This is a genomic window from Streptomyces sp. NPDC001204, assembly GCF_053598035.1.
On record NZ_JBSFJL010000005.1, the window covers coordinates 325,241 to 341,353 of the forward strand.

15 protein-coding genes are annotated in these 16,113 nt (G+C 71.0%); 13 read left to right on the plus strand and 2 right to left on the minus strand.

Going from position 1 to position 16,113, the window contains the following annotated elements; all coding sequences use genetic code 11:
* Window positions 1-18 precede the first annotated feature (18 nt).
* Complete coding sequence (locus ACWC91_RS10160) at window positions 19-1,377, plus strand: APC family permease (protein WP_281154326.1); 1,359 nt, start codon at window positions 19-21, stop codon at window positions 1,375-1,377.
* Window positions 1,378-1,435: 58 nt separating this feature from the next.
* Here the strand turns inward: ACWC91_RS10160 and ACWC91_RS10165 are convergent, their stop codons facing one another.
* Window positions 1,436-2,143, minus strand: coding sequence for a GntR family transcriptional regulator (locus tag ACWC91_RS10165; protein ID WP_225075739.1), 708 nt, complete (start codon window positions 2,141-2,143; stop codon window positions 1,436-1,438).
* Between the two features lie 136 nt (window positions 2,144-2,279).
* Between ACWC91_RS10165 and ACWC91_RS10170 the strand changes: the two genes are divergently transcribed.
* The 7 genes from ACWC91_RS10170 to ACWC91_RS10200 all read left to right on the plus strand — a co-directional run bounded on the left by ACWC91_RS10170 (window position 2,280) and on the right by ACWC91_RS10200 (window position 9,321).
* Entirely contained in the window at window positions 2,280-3,317 is a 1,038-nt protein-coding gene (locus ACWC91_RS10170) for an aromatic ring-hydroxylating dioxygenase subunit alpha (protein ID WP_225075738.1), read from the plus strand.
* 5 nt (window positions 3,318-3,322) lie between these two features.
* A complete protein-coding gene (locus tag ACWC91_RS10175) occupies window positions 3,323-4,336 on the plus strand; it encodes a succinylglutamate desuccinylase/aspartoacylase family protein (protein WP_450642005.1) in 1,014 nt (337 codons plus the stop codon).
* A gap of 779 nt (window positions 4,337-5,115) precedes the next feature.
* Window positions 5,116-6,033 (plus strand): ABC transporter substrate-binding protein, encoded by a 918-nt coding sequence (locus ACWC91_RS10180; RefSeq protein ID WP_450642007.1) that lies wholly within the window; start codon window positions 5,116-5,118, stop codon window positions 6,031-6,033.
* A gap of 1 nt (window position 6,034) precedes the next feature.
* Window positions 6,035-6,976, plus strand: coding sequence for an amino acid ABC transporter permease (locus ACWC91_RS10185; protein WP_225075735.1), 942 nt, complete (start codon window positions 6,035-6,037; stop codon window positions 6,974-6,976).
* Complete coding sequence (locus ACWC91_RS10190; RefSeq protein ID WP_281154323.1) at window positions 6,973-7,761, plus strand: amino acid ABC transporter ATP-binding protein; 789 nt, start codon at window positions 6,973-6,975, stop codon at window positions 7,759-7,761. The genes ACWC91_RS10185 and ACWC91_RS10190 overlap by 4 nt, the downstream gene beginning before the upstream one ends.
* 85 nt (window positions 7,762-7,846) lie before the next feature.
* A complete protein-coding gene (locus tag ACWC91_RS10195) occupies window positions 7,847-8,347 on the plus strand; it encodes a hypothetical protein (RefSeq protein WP_450642010.1) in 501 nt (166 codons plus the stop codon).
* Window positions 8,347-9,321, plus strand: coding sequence for a PDR/VanB family oxidoreductase (locus tag ACWC91_RS10200; RefSeq protein WP_225075733.1), 975 nt, complete (start codon window positions 8,347-8,349; stop codon window positions 9,319-9,321). The genes ACWC91_RS10195 and ACWC91_RS10200 overlap by 1 nt, the downstream gene beginning before the upstream one ends.
* 54 nt (window positions 9,322-9,375) lie before the next feature.
* On the opposite strand, the gene ACWC91_RS10205 is transcribed toward ACWC91_RS10200, so the two are convergent.
* Complete coding sequence (locus tag ACWC91_RS10205; RefSeq protein WP_225075732.1) at window positions 9,376-10,026, minus strand: CatB-related O-acetyltransferase; 651 nt, start codon at window positions 10,024-10,026, stop codon at window positions 9,376-9,378.
* Between the two features lie 348 nt (window positions 10,027-10,374).
* On the opposite strand from ACWC91_RS10205, the gene ACWC91_RS10210 reads away from it, so the two are divergent.
* The 5 genes from ACWC91_RS10210 to ACWC91_RS10230 all read left to right on the plus strand — a co-directional run bounded on the left by ACWC91_RS10210 (window position 10,375) and on the right by ACWC91_RS10230 (window position 16,010).
* The gene (locus tag ACWC91_RS10210) at window positions 10,375-11,214 is read left to right on the plus strand and encodes a polyphosphate polymerase domain-containing protein (protein WP_225075972.1); all 840 of its coding nucleotides are present in this window, start codon (window positions 10,375-10,377) and stop codon (window positions 11,212-11,214) included.
* A complete protein-coding gene (locus ACWC91_RS10215) occupies window positions 11,211-11,888 on the plus strand; it encodes a DUF4956 domain-containing protein (RefSeq protein ID WP_225075731.1) in 678 nt (225 codons plus the stop codon). Before ACWC91_RS10210 ends, ACWC91_RS10215 begins: the two co-directional genes overlap by 4 nt.
* Entirely contained in the window at window positions 11,888-13,564 is a 1,677-nt protein-coding gene (locus ACWC91_RS10220) for a CotH kinase family protein (RefSeq protein WP_450642013.1), read from the plus strand. The genes ACWC91_RS10215 and ACWC91_RS10220 overlap by 1 nt, the downstream gene beginning before the upstream one ends.
* Window positions 13,565-13,671: 107 nt before the next feature.
* On the plus strand, window positions 13,672-14,424 hold the full coding sequence (locus tag ACWC91_RS10225; RefSeq protein ID WP_225075729.1) for a response regulator transcription factor: 753 nt from the start codon (window positions 13,672-13,674) through the stop codon (window positions 14,422-14,424).
* A complete protein-coding gene (locus ACWC91_RS10230; protein WP_450642015.1) occupies window positions 14,421-16,010 on the plus strand; it encodes a sensor histidine kinase in 1,590 nt (529 codons plus the stop codon). The genes ACWC91_RS10225 and ACWC91_RS10230 overlap by 4 nt, the downstream gene beginning before the upstream one ends.
* Window positions 16,011-16,113 lie beyond the last annotated feature (103 nt).

The window sequence follows — 16,113 nt, forward strand, 5'->3', positions numbered from 1 at the left end:
GCCCCCTGGAGCCCCGCCATGGAACAGCCCACCCCGACGCTGAACCGGACCCTGACCCTCAGATCGGTCGTCGCCTTCGGCCTCGCCTACATGACCCCCCTGATCGTGCTCGGCACGTACGGAGTCATCGCGCAGACGACCAACGGCACCGTGCCGACCGCCTACCTGCTGGCCATGGTCGCGATGATCTTCACCGCGCACAGCTACGGCAAGATGGCCGCGGCCCATCCGGTGGCGGGCTCGGCCTACACCTACGTGCGGCGGGCCATCGACTCCAGGGCGGGCTTCCTCGTCGGGTGGGCGACGCTCCTCGACTACTTCTTCCTGCCCATGGTCATCTGGCTGATCGGCGGCGCCTACCTGCACGCCCAGTTCCCCGGCGTGCCCTTCTGGGTCTGGATCGTCGGCTTCATCGCGATCACCACCGCGTTGAACGTGCGCGGCATCCGCACCGCGGAGAAGACCAACGACCTGCTCATGATCTTCCAGGTCCTCGTCATCGGCTTCTTCGCTCTCTTCTCACTGCTCCACGTCTTCCGCCACTCGGGCGCCGGAGGGCTGTTCAGCGCCACGCCGTTCCTCAACGACGACAGCACCCTGGTCGGCGTCTCGGCCGGAGCGGCCATCGCCGCGTACTCCTTCCTCGGCTTCGACGCCGTCACCACCCTGACCGAGGAGACCGTCGAGCCGCGGCGCACCATCCCCCGCGCGATCATCCTCATCGCCCTGATCGGCGGCGGAATCTTCGTCCTGCTCGCGTACACGACCCAGCTCGTCCACCCGGGGAGCACCTTCGCCGACCCGGACTCGGCCGCCTTCGAGATCGCCAAGACGATCGCCGGGAGCCTGTTCTCCTCGATCTTCCTGGCCGGTCTGGTGGTCGCTCAGTTCGCCTCGGGCATCGCCGCCCAGGCCAGCGCCTCGCGCCTGCTGTTCGCGATGGGCCGGGACGGTGTGCTGCCCCGCCGCTTCTTCGGGTTCGTCCACCCCCGGTTCCGCACCCCGGCCGTCAACATCGTGCTGACGGGGGCAATCGGGCTCATCGCGCTGCGACTCAACGTGGCGACCTCCACGTCGTTCATCAACTTCGGCGCGTTCACCGCCTTCACCTCGGTGAACCTCAGCGTGATCGCCACCTTCCTGCGCGAGCGCCGCGCGGGCGGCAGACTGAACCCGCTCACCTACGTCGCCTTCCCGGCGATCGGCGCGGCGGTCGACATCTGGCTGCTGACCCGCCTCGACGGCAAGGCCATCACCCTGGGCCTGATCTGGCTCGCCGTGGGCGTGCTCTACCTCGCGTATCTCACCCGGCTGTTCCGGACCCCGCCGCCGGAGATCGACTTCACCGAGGAGACCAGGACCCCCGAAACGGTCTGACCGGGATCCGGGTTCTCCACCGAGGGGCCGCCGCACTGCCGGCGGCCCCTTCCGGCTCTCAGCGCGACTGCTCCGTCTCCGGCCCCGGTACCAGCTCCAGGCCGCTGTCCGCGGGCAGGGTCTGCCGGTAGCCGGTGTACATATGCTCGGTCGCCAGGCGGACCAGGCGGTCCTCGTCCGCCGCGCGGGCGGCCTCCAGGATGGCGCGGTGCTCGCTCACCATCACCGGGACGCTGCCCGGCTCGTGGACGTAGGAGCGGGTGATGCGGCGGTTGACCGGGTGGTCCCAGAGGGTGTCGATCATGCGCAGGAGCAGTGCGTTGTCGCAGGGCTCGATCAGCAGCCGGTGGAAGGCCCGGTTGAGTTCGAACTGCGCCGCCGCGTCGGCCGGGTCCGTGGCCGCCATCTCCTCGATCACCGCCGCGAGCCGGGCCAGCCGGGCCCGGTCGTGCCGCCCGCAGGCCAGGCGCAGCGCCAGCGTCTCCATCGACTGGCGCACCTGGTAGACCTCGGCGATGTCCTTGGGCTGGAGGGCGTTGACGATGTATCCGCTGCCCGGCAGCCAGGTGACCAGTCCCTCGTGGGCGAGGCGGTTCAGCGCGTCCCGTACCGGGGTGCGGGACACGCCGAGGCGCTCCGCGACCTGCTCCTGCACCAGGGTGGCGTCGGCCTCCAGGCCGCCCGAGACGATCTCGTCGCGGAGTCGCTCGTACACGCGGACGCCCAACGGCCTGGTGTCCCTGGGATCGTTGCGCAAAGGCTCCACGTGTGCTCTCCGTCCCTGAGGGCCGTACCCCCAACCGGATACCGCTTCCGCCGAAGAATTCCACCTCGCGCGGACCGTTGTCTTCTCTGAACCCACTGTATACGGTGTGCGCACTGCATCCAGAGGAGGTCTGGCCGTGTTCGTTCTGAACACCTGGTATGTCGCTGCCTGGTCCACGGAAGTCACTCGCGATCCCGTGCGCAGGGTCGTCTGCAAGCAACCCCTCGTGCTCTACCGCACCCAGGACGGCGCGGCGGTGGTCCTCGCCGACCGCTGTGCCCACCGCGCCTACCCGCTGTCCGCCGGCCGCACCGTGGGGGACTCCGTCGAGTGCGGTTACCACGGCTTCGCCTACGGGCCCGACGGAGTGTGCACCCGCGTCCCCGCGCAGGCCGCCATCCCCGCCCGGGCCCGCGTACGGCGCTACCCGGTCGTGGAGAAGGACGGCTGGATCTGGGTGTGGACCGGCGACGAGGACCTCGCCGACGAGAGCCTGGTCCCCGACACGCACTGGATGAACGACCCCGCGTGGGCCACGGTCACCCACACGATGCTCTTCGAGTGCCGTCACGACCTCATCCACGACAACCTGCTGGACCTCACCCACGAGACGTTCCTGCACAAGACGACCGTCGGCGACGACTACATCCCCGAGTACGGCATCACGGTCGAGGTGGACGGCGACGTCGTGACCGTGGACCGGTTCATGCCCGGCGTCGAGGCGCCGCCGCTGTACGCGCGGACGATGGGCATCGAGGGACTGTACGACCGGTTCCACGCCACCGAGTTCCACGTCCCGGGCTACCACGTGCTGCACTCCGGCATCACCGCCCAGGGGCGCCCGCGCGAGGAGGGCCACCTCATCAAGGTGCTCAACGGGATCACCCCGGTCGACGAGCGGACCACCTGGTACTACTACGCGTTCAGCCGCAACTTCGCGGTCGACGCCGAGTGGGCCACCAAGGAGCTCGAGGTCGGCCTGGAGACCGTGCTGCGCGAGGACGCCGACGCGCTCCGGGAGCAGGAGACCGGGATGCGGGAGCGGCCCGGCGGCGAGCACGACGTGCTCATCGGCCAGGACGCCGGTGTCGCCAAGGCCCGCCGGATCCTCAACCGGCTGCTCGCCGCCGAGCAGTCCGCCGACCGGGCCGCCGGCCGGGCAGTGAAGGGCTGAGGGCCGTGACGCGGCTGCACGGCATCGACCTCGACGCGCCGGGGCGCCAGGTCGGCGCCCTCCACCTCACCCATTCGGACAACCGGCACGACAACGGGGTCGTCCCCGTCCCGGTCGCGGTGCTCTCCGGCGCGCCCGGCCCGACGGCCCTGCTCGTGGCCGGCACCCACGGAGACGAGTACGAGGGGCAGGTGGTCCTGCACCGCCTGCTGCGCGGGACCGACCCCGGGCAGTTGACCGGCCGGCTCATCGTCCTGCCGGCGCTGAACCTGCCCGCGGTCCGCACCGCGGCCCGGGTCTCACCGCTCGACGGCGGCAACCTCAACCGCAGTTATCCCGGGAACGGCACGGGCGGTCCCACCGACCAGCTCGCCCACGCCCTGGTCCGCGAACTGCTGCCGCACGCGGACCTGGCGATGGACCTGCACTCCGGCGGATCGACCGGTCACTACCTCCCGTCGGTCTTCGTCTACGACGGTCCCGGGCCCGAGGCCTGGCAGGCCAAGCGGCGGCTGACGGAGCGGATGGGGCTGCCGTGGACGATGGTCGTCCCCGCGCGGTTCGAGCCCGGATCCTTCTCCACCGCCGCCGACGACGCCGGGGTCGCGATGATCTCCACCGAGCTGGGCGGCGGCGGTGAGGTCAACCCCGCGTTCGTGTCCGACGCGGTCCACGGGCTGCGCCGGGTGCTGGCGGGAGCCGGGATCCTCCCGGCGGATCCGGACACCCCGCCCGCCGCGCCGACCCGCTGGATCGACCTGCTCCCCGACGGCGCCGTGTACACCCCCGCCCGGGGGCTCTTCGAGCCGATCGCCCGCCTCGGCCAGGAGGTCGAGGAGGGAGACCTCATCGCCCGGATCCACCCCGTCGAGGAACTCGCCCGCCCTTCCGTCCCCGTCGTCGCCCACCGCACCGGAGTCGTCGCAGTCCTCCGCCGCCCGCCCCTGGTGGACCTGGGCGACGCCCTCTACCGCCTGGCGGCGCACCGCCCGGACGCCGACACCCCGTCCTCCGGCTGACCGCCGGCACACCTCGTCCCGACCACCCGTCGACCCCACCAACGCCCCTTTCCGCAAAGCCAGTTCGGCTACCCGTCGACTGTCACGGCGCCGCCGGTCCGCCACCCGTTGGACCGCCTGGGGCTCCGCCGACCCCACCAACGTCCCTTGGCGCAGCTCCAGTTCGGTCACCCCTCGACCGTTCGGCGTACGGCCGGTTCGGCCACCCGCCGATCCGCCATGGCACGTCCGACTCCGACCACCCGTCGACTGCCACGGCGCCGCCGGTCCGCCACCCGTTGGACCGCCTGGGGCTCCGCCGACCCCACCAACGTTCCGTGGCGCAGCTCCAGTTCGGTCACCCCTCGACCGTTCGGCGTACGGCCGGTTCGGCCACCCGCCGATCCGCCACCGCACGTCCGACTCCGACCACCCGCCGACTGCCACGGCGCCGCCGGTCCGCCACCCGTTGGACCGCCCGGTGTTCCGTCGACCCCACCGACTCACAGTGGCTCAGCGCCGGTTCGGTCACCGCCGACCCGCCACGGTGCCGCCCGTCCTGCCACCCACCGCCCGCCAGACGTACCGCTCGGGCCACCCGGCGCCCGGCGTTCCGCCAGTCCGACCACCCGCCGGCCGTCACGCCGGTCCCCTCGCCCGCGGACCGTCCGGTGCGCCGCCGCTCCGGGCACCGGCTGATCGCACGGGGCCGCCGTTCAGCCCCGTCCCTCGGCCCCGACCTCAGCCCCCGTCGACTACCACCCGCCCCTGTCCTGCCCTCCCTCAAGAAGGACGATCCCGTGCGCCATCCGATACGTCTTCCCCTCCTCGCGGCAGTCGTCGCGCTGGCTCTCGCCGGCTGTACCAACGCATCGGCCGAAGGCGGTTCCGCCGGTCCGGGGCCGTCCGCGGCGGCGTCCGGCGGTGGTGCCGGCACGGCGGCGGTGGAGGCCGGGGCCGCGGCGCTGCTCCCCGCCGACGTCAAGTCCAAGGGCGTGCTCGCGGTGGCGAGCGACGCCTCCTACCGGCCGTTCGAGTACTTCGACACCGACAACAAGACGATGATCGGCTTCGATATCGACATGACCGACGCCCTCGGCGCCAGGCTGGGCCTGAAGGTCACACACGTCAACGCCGGATTCGACGGCATCCTGCCCGGCCTGGCCGCCCGCAAGTTCGACATCGGCGCCTCCGCCTTCTCCAGCACCCCCGAGCGGGCGAAGACCGTCGACTTCGTGCCCTACCTGAACGGCGGCTCCGGCATCGCGGTCAAGGCGGGCAACCCGCTGGGCCTCAAGATGGAACCGATGTCGCTGTGCGGGCACACCATCTCGGCCCAGAAGGGCAGCCTCCAGGGCCTCAACCAGCTGCCCGCGATCTCCCAGCAGTGCACCGGCGCGGGCATGGCCCCGGTGAAGGCCGAGCTCTTCCCCTCCCAGGACGGCGCCAACCTCGCCGTCGTCAGCGGCCGGGTCGACGCGGTGATGGCCGACTCGGTCTCCCTCGCGCTCCAGGCCAAGGCGTCCAACGGCAAGTTCGAGCTCGCACCCGGCACCGACTACGAGCCGTCCCCCATCGGCATCGCGGTGCCCAAGGGCTCCGCGCTCAAGCCGGCCCTGGACGCGGCCATGAAGGCCCTCCTGTCCGACGGCACCATGGAGTCGCTCATGAAGAAGTGGGACATTCCCGCCGGCCTGCACCTGAACTCCGGGAGCTGACATGGCCGCCCTGCCCACCCCGCTCGCCCGGGAGACCGAGGCGAAGACGCCGGACGCCGAGCCGACCGTCGTCCCCAAACGGCACCCGGCCCGCTGGCTGACGGCGGTCGCGCTGCTGCTGATCGGCGCGGCGACGCTGCGGTCGGTGTTCACCAACCCCCGCTTCGGCTGGGACGTCGTCAACACCTACCTGCGGGACGTGTCCATCGGCCGCGGACTGGCCGTCACACTGGAACTCACCGCGATCTGCATGGTCCTCGGTGTCGTACTGGGCATCGTCCTGGCGGTGATGCGCCTGTCGGTCAACCCCGTCGTGCGCTCCGCGGCGTTCCTGTACGTGTCGTTCTTCCGCGGTACGCCCGTGCTGGTGCAACTGCTGTTCTGGTACAACCTGGCGGCGCTCTACCCCACGCTGACCTTCGGCATCCCGGGCCTGTCCCTGGACGCCAACCGGCTGATCACCCCGCTGGTCGCGGCCATCCTCGGCCTCGGCCTGAACGAGGCCGCCTACATGTCGGAGATCGTCCGGGCCGGCATCCTGTCCGTCGACCACGGCCAGGCGGAGGCCGCCGGGGCGCTGGGCCTGACCCGGATGCAGACCATGCGCCGGGTGATCCTGCCGCAGGCCATGCGGGTGATCATCCCGCCGACCGGCAACGAGACCATCGGCATGCTCAAGACCACCGCCCTGGTGAGCGTGCTGGCCGTGCCCGACCTGCTCTACTCCGCGCAGATCCTGTACTCGCGCAACTTCCAGACCATCCCGCTGCTCATCGTCGCCAGCATCTGGTACATGGTCGTCACCAGCGTCCTCACCATCGGGCAGTTCTACGTCGAGCGCCGGTTCGCGCGCGGCAACCGCACGCTGCCGCCCACCCCGTTCCAGCGGCTGAGGCAGATGCTGAGCACCCACGCGCCGATCGCCACCGGGAGGCAGTCATGACCACCGGCAGTGCCACCGCGGAACCGGCCCCGATGGTCCGGGCCGAGAAGGTCCGCAAACACTTCGGGCGGCTGGAGGTCCTCAAGGGAGTCGACCTGGAGGTCCGGCGGGGCGAGGTGGTCTGCCTGATCGGCCCGTCCGGCTCGGGCAAGAGCACCTTCCTGCGCTGCATCAACCATCTGGAGACCGTCGACGGCGGCCGGATGTGGGTGGACGGCGAGGTGATGGGCTACGAGCAGCGCGGGACCAGGCTGCACGAACTGGGCGACAAGGAGATCTGCCGCCGGCGCACCGGGATCGGCATGGTGTTCCAGCACTTCAACCTCTTCCCCCACATGACCGTGCTGGAGAACCTCGTCGAGGCGCCCCGGCGCGCGCTGAAGGAGCCCAAGGCGGTCGTCACCGAGCGGGCGCTGGACCTGCTCGACCAGGTGGGACTCAAGGACAAGGCCCAGGCCTACCCGCGCCACCTCTCCGGCGGGCAGCAGCAGCGCGTGGCCATCGCCAGGGCGCTGTGCATGCGGCCCAAGCTGATGCTGTTCGACGAGCCGACGTCCGCCCTGGACCCCGAACTCGTCGGCGACGTGCTCAGGGTGATGCGGGACCTGGCCGCGTCCGGCATGACCATGATCGTGGTCACCCACGAGATGGGCTTCGCCCGAGAGGTCGCCGACCGGGTGGTCTTCTTCGACGGCGGCCAGGTCGTCGAGACCGGACCCGCCCGGCAGGTCATCACCGCACCCCGGCACGAACGGACCAAAGCCTTCCTGGCCGCCGTGCGGTGAGCGCCCCCGGCACCCACCCTTGAGAAACGCCCTCGAGTGAGAAACCCCCTCGAGTTCCCCGAGTGACGACGAAGGAGGACGACCGATGAGGCTCCTGCTCCGCGCCAACGCCCACCGGCAGGTGGACGGCGGCTGCCGGGAGGTCGCGGCCGCACCGGACACGCCCCGCCGTGAGCCCTGGCAGTGGCAGGTGCGGCTGCTCGCCGGAGGTCACGGCCCCAGCACCGCCCCGCTGCCCGGAGCGTCGCGGATCACCGAAGCCCTGCCGGACGGGGCGCTGCTGGAGGTCGCCGCCGACCCCGCCGCGGTCCGTGCCCGTGTGGAGGTACTCGACCCCGGCGCCGGGACGACCGTGGACCGCGCAGAGGACGACGTGCTGGTCCTGGTGTCCACCGGAGGACGGCTGCTGGTGGAGGAACGGCACCTGCTGGCGGACGCGGACGCGATGGTGCTGGCGGGAGACGACCCGCTGCACGTGGACGTCCGGCACCCGGACGGCCCAGGCACCTCGGACGGCTTGGACACCCGGGTCGCCGTGGTCCGCCTCGGCTCAGCCCGGGGCCGCACCCTGAGCTGGGTGCCCTGATGGCGGCGGCACCCGTCGCGGACGGGGAGCGGCGGCTGCGGCTGCGTGTGTCCGCCCTGGTCTGGGAGGCCGAAGGGGTGGTCTCGGTGCACCTGCGGCGGCCCGACGGCGGCGACCTGCCGGCGTGGGAGCCGGGAGCGCACCTGGACCTGTGCCTGCCCGGCTCCGTCACCCGGCAGTACTCGCTCAACGGATCGCCCGCGGACCGGTCCGTCTGGCGGGTCTCCGTGCTCAGGGAACCGGCGTCCCGCGGCGGCTCCCGGGCGGTGCACGAGACCCTGCGCCCCGGTCAGGAGGTCGAGGTGACCGGGCCGCGCAACCGGTTCCCGCTGGTCGACGTCCCCGAGTACCTGTTCGTGGCGGGAGGCATCGGGATCACCCCGCTGCTGCCGATGCTGGACCGGGCCGCCGCCGCCGGCGCCCGCTGGACGCTGCTGTACGGCGGGCGGACGCGGGAGAGCATGGCGTTCCTGCCGCGGTTGGCCCGCTACGGCGACCGGGTGCTGGTGCGCCCGCAGGACGAGTTCGGCCTGCTCGACCTGGAGCCCTTCCTGGGCGTGCCGAGGGAGGGGACGGCGGTCTACTGCTGCGGCCCCGAGCCGTTGCTCGCCGCCGTCGAGCGGCTCTGCGCCCCGTGGCCTCCCGGCGCCCTGCACACCGAGCGGTTCGCCGCGGCGCCCCGGGAGCCCGGCGCCGCGGACGCCGACGGGGAGTTCGAGGTGGTGCTCCAGCGCTCCGGGCGCAGCGTCACCGTGCCCGCCGGCAGGACGGTCCTCGAGGCGCTGGAGGACCAGGGGATCGACGCCCCTAACTCCTGCCGGGAGGGCATCTGCGGCACCTGCGAGACCAAGGTCGTCGAGGGCGTGCCCGACCACCGGGACAGCCTCCTGTCGCAGGAGGAACGCGCCGCCAACGACACCATGATGATCTGCGTCGGCCGCGCCCGCTGCCCCCGGCTGGTGCTGGACCTCTGACCGCCGGGGCCCGCGCCGGGGCACGGCCCTCGGCGCGGTCCGGCTGTGCGCGCGTCACATGTGCGGGGCGTCCGGGGCGGCGGCTTCGAGATCGGCGATGCTGCCCGACATGATCGTCCGCACATGCCCGGTGATGTGCTCCGCGGGCCAGTCCCACCAGGCCACCGCCAGCAGCCGGGCGATGTCCCGGTCGTCGTAGCGGGTGCGGATGAGGCGGGCCGGGTTGCCCCCGACGATGCCGTAGTCCGGTACGTCGGCGGTGACCACGGCGCCGGTGGCGATGATCGCGCCGTGTCCGATCCGTACGCCGGGCATCACCGTCGTTCCATGGCCGAACCAGACGTCGTTGCCGACGACGGTGTCCCCTCGGTTCGGCAGGCCGGTGAGCAGGTCGAAGTGCTCTGACCACGAGCCTCCCATGGTGGGGAAGGGGAAGGTCGAGGGGCCGTCCATGCGGTGGTTGGCGCCGTTCATGATGAACCGCACTCCCGTGCCCAGCGCGCAGAACTTGCCGATGATCAGCTTCTCGGGGCCGTAGTGGTGGAGCACGTTGCGGGTCTCGAACGCGGTCGGGTCGTCCGGATCGTCGTAGTAGGAGTACTCCCCGACCTCGATCAGCGGGGACTTCACCAGCGGCCGGAGCAGCACCACCCGCGGTTGCCCGGGCATCGGGTGGAGGACCGTCGGGTCGGCAGGGACAGGCATGGCGGGCGGTTCCTCATCGGTTGCGTGCCGGTGTCCGGTCCATGATCGCGGCAGAGCCTCGTCCAGGACACCGATTTACCGGAGTGCGGCCGGTGAACGCGCCCGTAACCGCGCCCCCCGTTCCTCGTGTTCGCCTTCCGGCCATCGTGAGGACTACTGGAATCAACCCGGGATTCTCATGAGCCCATCATGTGCCACTGGTTGCGTGTGCGGGGTCGGTCGGTCCGCAACGTATGAGCAAGGAGGCGCATGGTGTTCCTGTCGAAGGCAACCGCGGCGCGCGACGGCCGGGCCGATCAGGTCCGGCCCGGCGAGGGCGCGGAACGGGCGGACGGCGAACCGCTGCACGTGGCGAGCCGGCTGCACGCGTTCAACCGGTTCGAGCTGAAGTACCTGGTCCCCGTGGAGCAGGCGGCGGAGATCCGGGACGAACTGGCCGAGCGGATGGACCGGGACCTGCACAGCCCGGTCGGCGGCTACGGCGTGTGGAGCCTGTACTACGACACTCCTCAGCTGCGCTTCTACTGGGAGAAGATCGAGGGACTGAAGTTCCGCCGCAAGCTGCGCATCCGCCACTACGGCGACCTCGACGGGATCACCGACGAGTCGCCGGTGTGCGTGGAGATCAAGCAGCGCGTCAACCGGGTCACGCAGAAGCGCCGCATCACCCTGCCCTACGGTGCGGCGCGGCAGTTGTGCGACGGCCGGGAGATGGTGCCGCACTCGGCGAAGGAGAGCGCCTTCATCCAGGAGGTCCTCGAACTCGCCGTGCGGCTCGACCTTCAACCCACCGCGATCACCGGCTACCAGCGTGAGGCCCTGGTGGGCCGGGACGCGGACACCGGTCTGCGCGTCACCTTCGACCGCCGTATCCGCGGCCGGGACCGGGACTTCCACTTCGGCATCGAGACGCCCCAGAACCGGTTCACGATCCCGCCGCACCTGTCGGTCATGGAGATCAAGGTCAACGAGCGCACCCCGCACTGGATCACGGACCTGACCGCGCGCCGCAACCTCAACCTCGTACGGATCTCGAAGTACGTGCAGTCCATCGAGGCCTTCGGTCTGGCCCCCCGTTCGGTCTTCCACGTCAACGAGGCGGACTACCCGCCACCCACCCCCACTGAAGCACAGCCGCCCCGGCAGCGGCCGGCGCAGGACGCGCCGATGAAAGCAGGAGCAAAGTGAACTTCGATCTGCAGGAACTCAGCGGCACGTTCAGCGTGACCGACGTCGTGGCGGCGATGGCGCTGTCGTTCGTCCTGTCCACGCTGATCGGTTACGTGTACCGGTACACGCACCGCAACGTCTCCTACAGCCAGTCCTACGTCCAGACCCTGGTCGTCGTCGGCATGATCGTCGCGCTGATCATGCTGGTCGTCGGCTCGAACCTGGCTCGCGCGTTCTCACTGGTCGGCGCCTTGTCCGTGGTCCGCTTCAGGAACGCGGTCAAGGAGACCAGGGACGTCGGCTTCATCTTCCTCGCCATGGCGATAGGCATGGCGTGCGGTGCCCGCTTCTACACGCTGGCCGCGGTCGGCGCCGTGGTGATCTGCGCCGTCGTCCTCGTGATGTTCAAGTTCAACTGGTTCGCGCTGAACGTGCAGCGCCAGGTCGTCAAGGTCCAGGTCCCGGCCGGTGACGACTACACGCCGCAGATCCGTGACGTACTGATCAAGTACACCAGCGAGTTCGAGCTGGTGAGCACCGAGACGATCCGCGGCGGCGCACTGAGCGAGGTCTTCTACACGGTGCGGCTGAAGAAGGGCGCCGAGCCCGGCGACCTGGTCACCGCCCTTCAGGAGCGGACGTCCGGACAGCGGGTCACGGTCCTGACCGGTTACGACACCACCGATCTGTGATGGCCGGGGACAACACGGTGCGGCACCGGCGCCGCCTGCGGGACCGGCTGCCGGTGCGGCTGCGCCACCACTGGAAGCCGACCGCGGCACTGGGCGTCGGCCTCACCGCGATGGTCTTCTTCCTGGGCGACGCGCGCATCTCCCCCTATGTCACGTCGGCTTCGAGGGTCGAGGCGGACCCCATCACCGAGAACGTCCGGGGAACCGTGGACCTGTACGACACGTCGGTGTCGCACTCGGTCCAACTCACCTACAAGCAGACCGACTTCGACAAAATGATGAAGGAGTTCCGGGACGACGGCACCAAGGAGTACATCGAGGCGGATCTCATCATCGACGGGGTCTACCTCAACGACGTCGGAATCCGGCTCAAGGGCAACTCCACGCTGATGTCACTGCGCGGCAACAAGGGCATGCCCGGGGGCGGCCGCGGCTTCCCCGATGCCGCGCAGGGGGCTCCGGCCGGCGCACCCGGCGGCGTCGGTGCACCCGGCGGCGTCGGTGCACCCGGCGGGGCCGGTGCTGCCGGCGGGGCCGGGGCCGGGGACCGCGGCGGGAACCAGAAGGCGGGCGGCGCCCCCGGCGGGGCGGGCGGCATGGGCGGGATGATGCAGTACGACCTGTCCGAGAAGAAGCCGGAGGAACTGCCCTGGCTCGTCAAGATCGACGAGTTCGTCGACGGCCGTGCCTACCAGGGCGAGCGGGAGATCTCCCTGCGTCCCGGCAGCGACGGCCAGGTGCCGGTGAACGAGGCGCTGTCGTTGTCGCTGACCCGGCGCAGCGGGCAGAAGGCCGAGCGGTACTCCTTCACCCGGCTGACGGTGAACAACCGGCCCACCGTCACGCGGCTCATGGTCGAAAGCCCCGACACCGACTACGCCGAGGACGTCGCCGACGGCAACGGGGTGCTGTACAAGGCGAAGGCCGGCGGCAGCTTCGCCTACCGCGGTGACGATCCGACGGACTACGAGAGTTCCTTCAAGCAGCTCAACAAGAAGGGCAGCCGGGACCTCGAACCGGTCATGAAGCTCATCAAGTGGGCCGACAAGGCCTCGGACGAGGAGTTCGCCCGCGACCTCGGCAAGTACGTGGACGTCGACTCGCTGGCCACCTATCTCGCGACGCAGAACCTGCTGCTGAACTTCGACGACATGGCCGGCCCCGGCAAGAACTACCTGCTGTGGTACGACCTGGACACCAAGAAGTTCTCCGTCCTGGGCTGGGACTACAACCTGACCTTCAGCGGCGACGCGACGGCCGGGCCCGACGACTCCATCAGCATGGGCGGCGGCATGCCCGGCGGCATGCCCGGCGGCATGGACGGCGGAATGCCTGAAGGAATGCCCGAGGGAATGCCCGGCGGGGCGGCCGGCGGCGATCCGGGCCAGGGCATGCCCGGCGGCAACGGCGGCAAGGGCGGCTTCATGGAGCATGTCCTGAAGACCAGGTTCCTGGAGGCCGACGCGTTCGACGGCGTCTACAAGAAGGCCTACCGAGCGCTGTACCAGAAGTTCTACCAGTCGGGTACGGCGGCCGAGGACCTCCAGTCCGTCGCGGACCAGGCCCGCTCCGCGGGAGCCGGCTCCAAGGAACTGGACACCGCCGTCGCCGGGCTCGGCAAAACCATCACCGACCGTGCCGCGGCACTCGCCAAGGACGAACAGGTGACCGGCTAGAACACCGGCATCCCGGGCTCTCTCTCCACGCCGCTGCCCGGGATGCCGGTCGGCCCGCCCGGGTCCCCGCAGCGGCTCCGTCTTCCCGTACACCGAGGTGCCCGAACGTGATCGACCAGCACACCCCCGCACGGACGCCTGCCGCCGGGCACACCGTCCTGGTCGTGGAGGACGACCCCAGCATCCGTACCCTGCTCACCTCCGCGCTCAGCGCGGCCGGCTACACCGTGGCGAGCGCGGCCGGCGGGCAGGAAGCCATGTTCGAGGCCGGCAACCGCCGCCCCGATCTGATCGTGCTGGACGTCATGCTGCCCGACACCGACGGCTTCCAGCTCACCCGCGACCTGCGCGCACAGGGCGCCTACACCCCTGTCCTGTTCCTCACCGCCCGTACCGGCGTCGAGGACCGCATCATCGGCCTGAGCTCGGGGGGCGACGACTACGTCACCAAGCCCTTCCACGTCCAGGAGGTACTGCTGCGCATCCGCGCGATCCTGCGCCGCAGCAGCGCCCCCGCCTCCACCCCCGGCGTCCGCCCTCCCCTGCGCTACGCCGACCTCACCCTGGACGAGCGCACCCACGAGGTACGGCGCGCCGACCGGCTCCTGAAGCTGTCGCCGACCGAGTTCCGGCTCCTGGCCTGCCTGCTGTCCCACCCCGAACGCGTGCTGGAGAAGACCGAGATCCTCCAGCAGGTGTGGCGGTACGACTTCTCGGGCGACACCCGCATCGTCGACACCTACGTCAAGAACCTGCGCGGCAAGATCGACCGCGACCCGCCCGCGCTGATCCACACCGTGCGCGGAGTCGGCTACTGTCTGCGGCTCCCGCGCGACGAGTCGAACACGGGCGCGCGATGAGGTGGCCGGCCCGACCGCGCCCGCGCTCCCTGCGCAGCCGCCTCGTGCTGATCGCCGGCCTTCTGGCGACCTGCGCCGTCGTCCTGTGCCAGATCGCCGGGCTGACCGTCGTGCGTTCCTGGCTCACCGACCAGGTCGACGACCGGCTCACCCACTTCCGTCCCCCGGCCGACGTCTACCGCGACATCGGCGGCGACGGCGCGCTGCGGCCCCCCGGAGGGAACGACGCCCTGCCCTCGGACTACCGCGTCTACTTCTACGGCCAGGACGGACACCTGCTGCGTGCCTCCCTGGGAAACGGCGACAGCCCTGGCCCGCGCCTGCCCGAGAAGGCGGCCGACCTGGACCTGGACACGGAGAAGCCCAGGACGGTCGAGTCCGAGGACTCGTCCGGATCCGGGTGGCGGGTGATCGACCACTCGGGGCCCGACGACATGCACGCCGTCGTCGCCCTTCCCCTGGACACCGTCGACGGCGCCACCACCAAACTGCTCTGGTTCAGCGTCGTTCTCGGCATCGGTGTCGCCGGCGGAGTCGTCATCCTGGGCAATGTCGCCGTCCGCCTCGGCCTGCGGCCCCTCACCCGCGTCGAGCGGACCGCCCAGCGCATCACCGAGGGCGCCCTGGAACTCAGCGTTCCCGTCACCGACCCGGACACCGAGGTCGGCCGGCTCAGCCTGGCACTGAACACGATGCTCGACCGCCTGCGCACCGCGCTGCATCGCACGGAGACCTCCGAACGGCAGTTGCGCCGCTTCATGGCGGACGCCGGTCACGAACTGCGCACGCCCCTCACCGCCATCCAGGGCTTCGCCGAACTCCTCCTCGACGAACCCCGGATGAGCGACCTGCGACGGCACGAAGCCCACACCCTGATCAACCACAACGCGGAGCGGATGAGCCGCCTCGTCGACGACCTCTTCCTCCTCGCGACACTCGGCGACACGCCCCTTCCTCATCGCGAGCCCGTCGACCTGCTCTCCCTGGCCGCCGACGCCATCGCCACCACCGCCGTCCGCCACCCGCGGCGCACCATCACCCTCGAACCGCTCCTCACCCACCCCGGCGGCCACGAGCGCGGTCTCGACATCGTCGAGACGTCCGGTGATCCCCACCAACTCGCCCAGGTACTCGGCAACCTCCTCTCCAACGCCTGCACCCACACCCCCGGCGACACCCGCGTCCGCGTCAGGGTCGGCGCCGCTCACGCCGGCGAACACGGCTACGGCACGGACCGCCCCGGCCGCACCGGCACCGGGCCGCCAGCGGCGCCGGGGACGCCCGTCTGCGTCATCGAGGTCGCCGACGACGGCCCCGGCCTCGACCCCGACGAGGCGGCCCGTGTCTTCGACCGCTTCTTCCGGGCCGAACCGCAGGGGTCGCCCCAACCGGGTTCCGGCCTCGGCCTCGCCATCGCCGCGGCCATCGCCGAGGCGCACGACGGACGCCTGGAACTGGACACCCGCCCCGGCGAAGGCTGCACATTCCGCCTGCTGCTCCCCGACTCGCCCCCTGCCGGGCCCGACGCGTCTGCCGTCCGAAGAGGATGCGGCACGGCTCCGGCGGTGGGGGAGCGCCCGGCCTGAGGGGCAGGCGAGCCGCACAAAGGTCTGCCGGCGTCGTCGAGGCCGTCCAGCGGGATCAGCGCCGGCCAGGTTCCTGGCCGGCGACCTCGAACAACATCGGAAC

Excerpts from the sequence above, each read along its gene's own strand:
- ACWC91_RS10220 (WP_450642013.1), top strand. The coding sequence starts at position 11,888 with ATGGCCGGGGACAACACGGTGCGGCACCGGCGCCGCCTGCGGGACCGG.
- ACWC91_RS10195 (WP_450642010.1), top strand. The coding sequence starts at position 7,847 with ATGAGGCTCCTGCTCCGCGCCAACGCCCACCGGCAGGTGGACGGCGGC.
- ACWC91_RS10185 (WP_225075735.1), top strand. The coding sequence starts at position 6,035 with ATGGCCGCCCTGCCCACCCCGCTCGCCCGGGAGACCGAGGCGAAGACG.
- ACWC91_RS10160 (WP_281154326.1), top strand. The coding sequence starts at position 19 with ATGGAACAGCCCACCCCGACGCTGAACCGGACCCTGACCCTCAGATCG.
- ACWC91_RS10190 (WP_281154323.1), top strand. The coding sequence starts at position 6,973 with ATGACCACCGGCAGTGCCACCGCGGAACCGGCCCCGATGGTCCGGGCC.
- ACWC91_RS10230 (WP_450642015.1), top strand. The coding sequence starts at position 14,421 with ATGAGGTGGCCGGCCCGACCGCGCCCGCGCTCCCTGCGCAGCCGCCTC.
- ACWC91_RS10200 (WP_225075733.1), top strand. The coding sequence starts at position 8,347 with ATGGCGGCGGCACCCGTCGCGGACGGGGAGCGGCGGCTGCGGCTGCGT.
- ACWC91_RS10205 (WP_225075732.1), bottom strand. The coding sequence starts at position 10,026 with ATGCCTGTCCCTGCCGACCCGACGGTCCTCCACCCGATGCCCGGGCAA.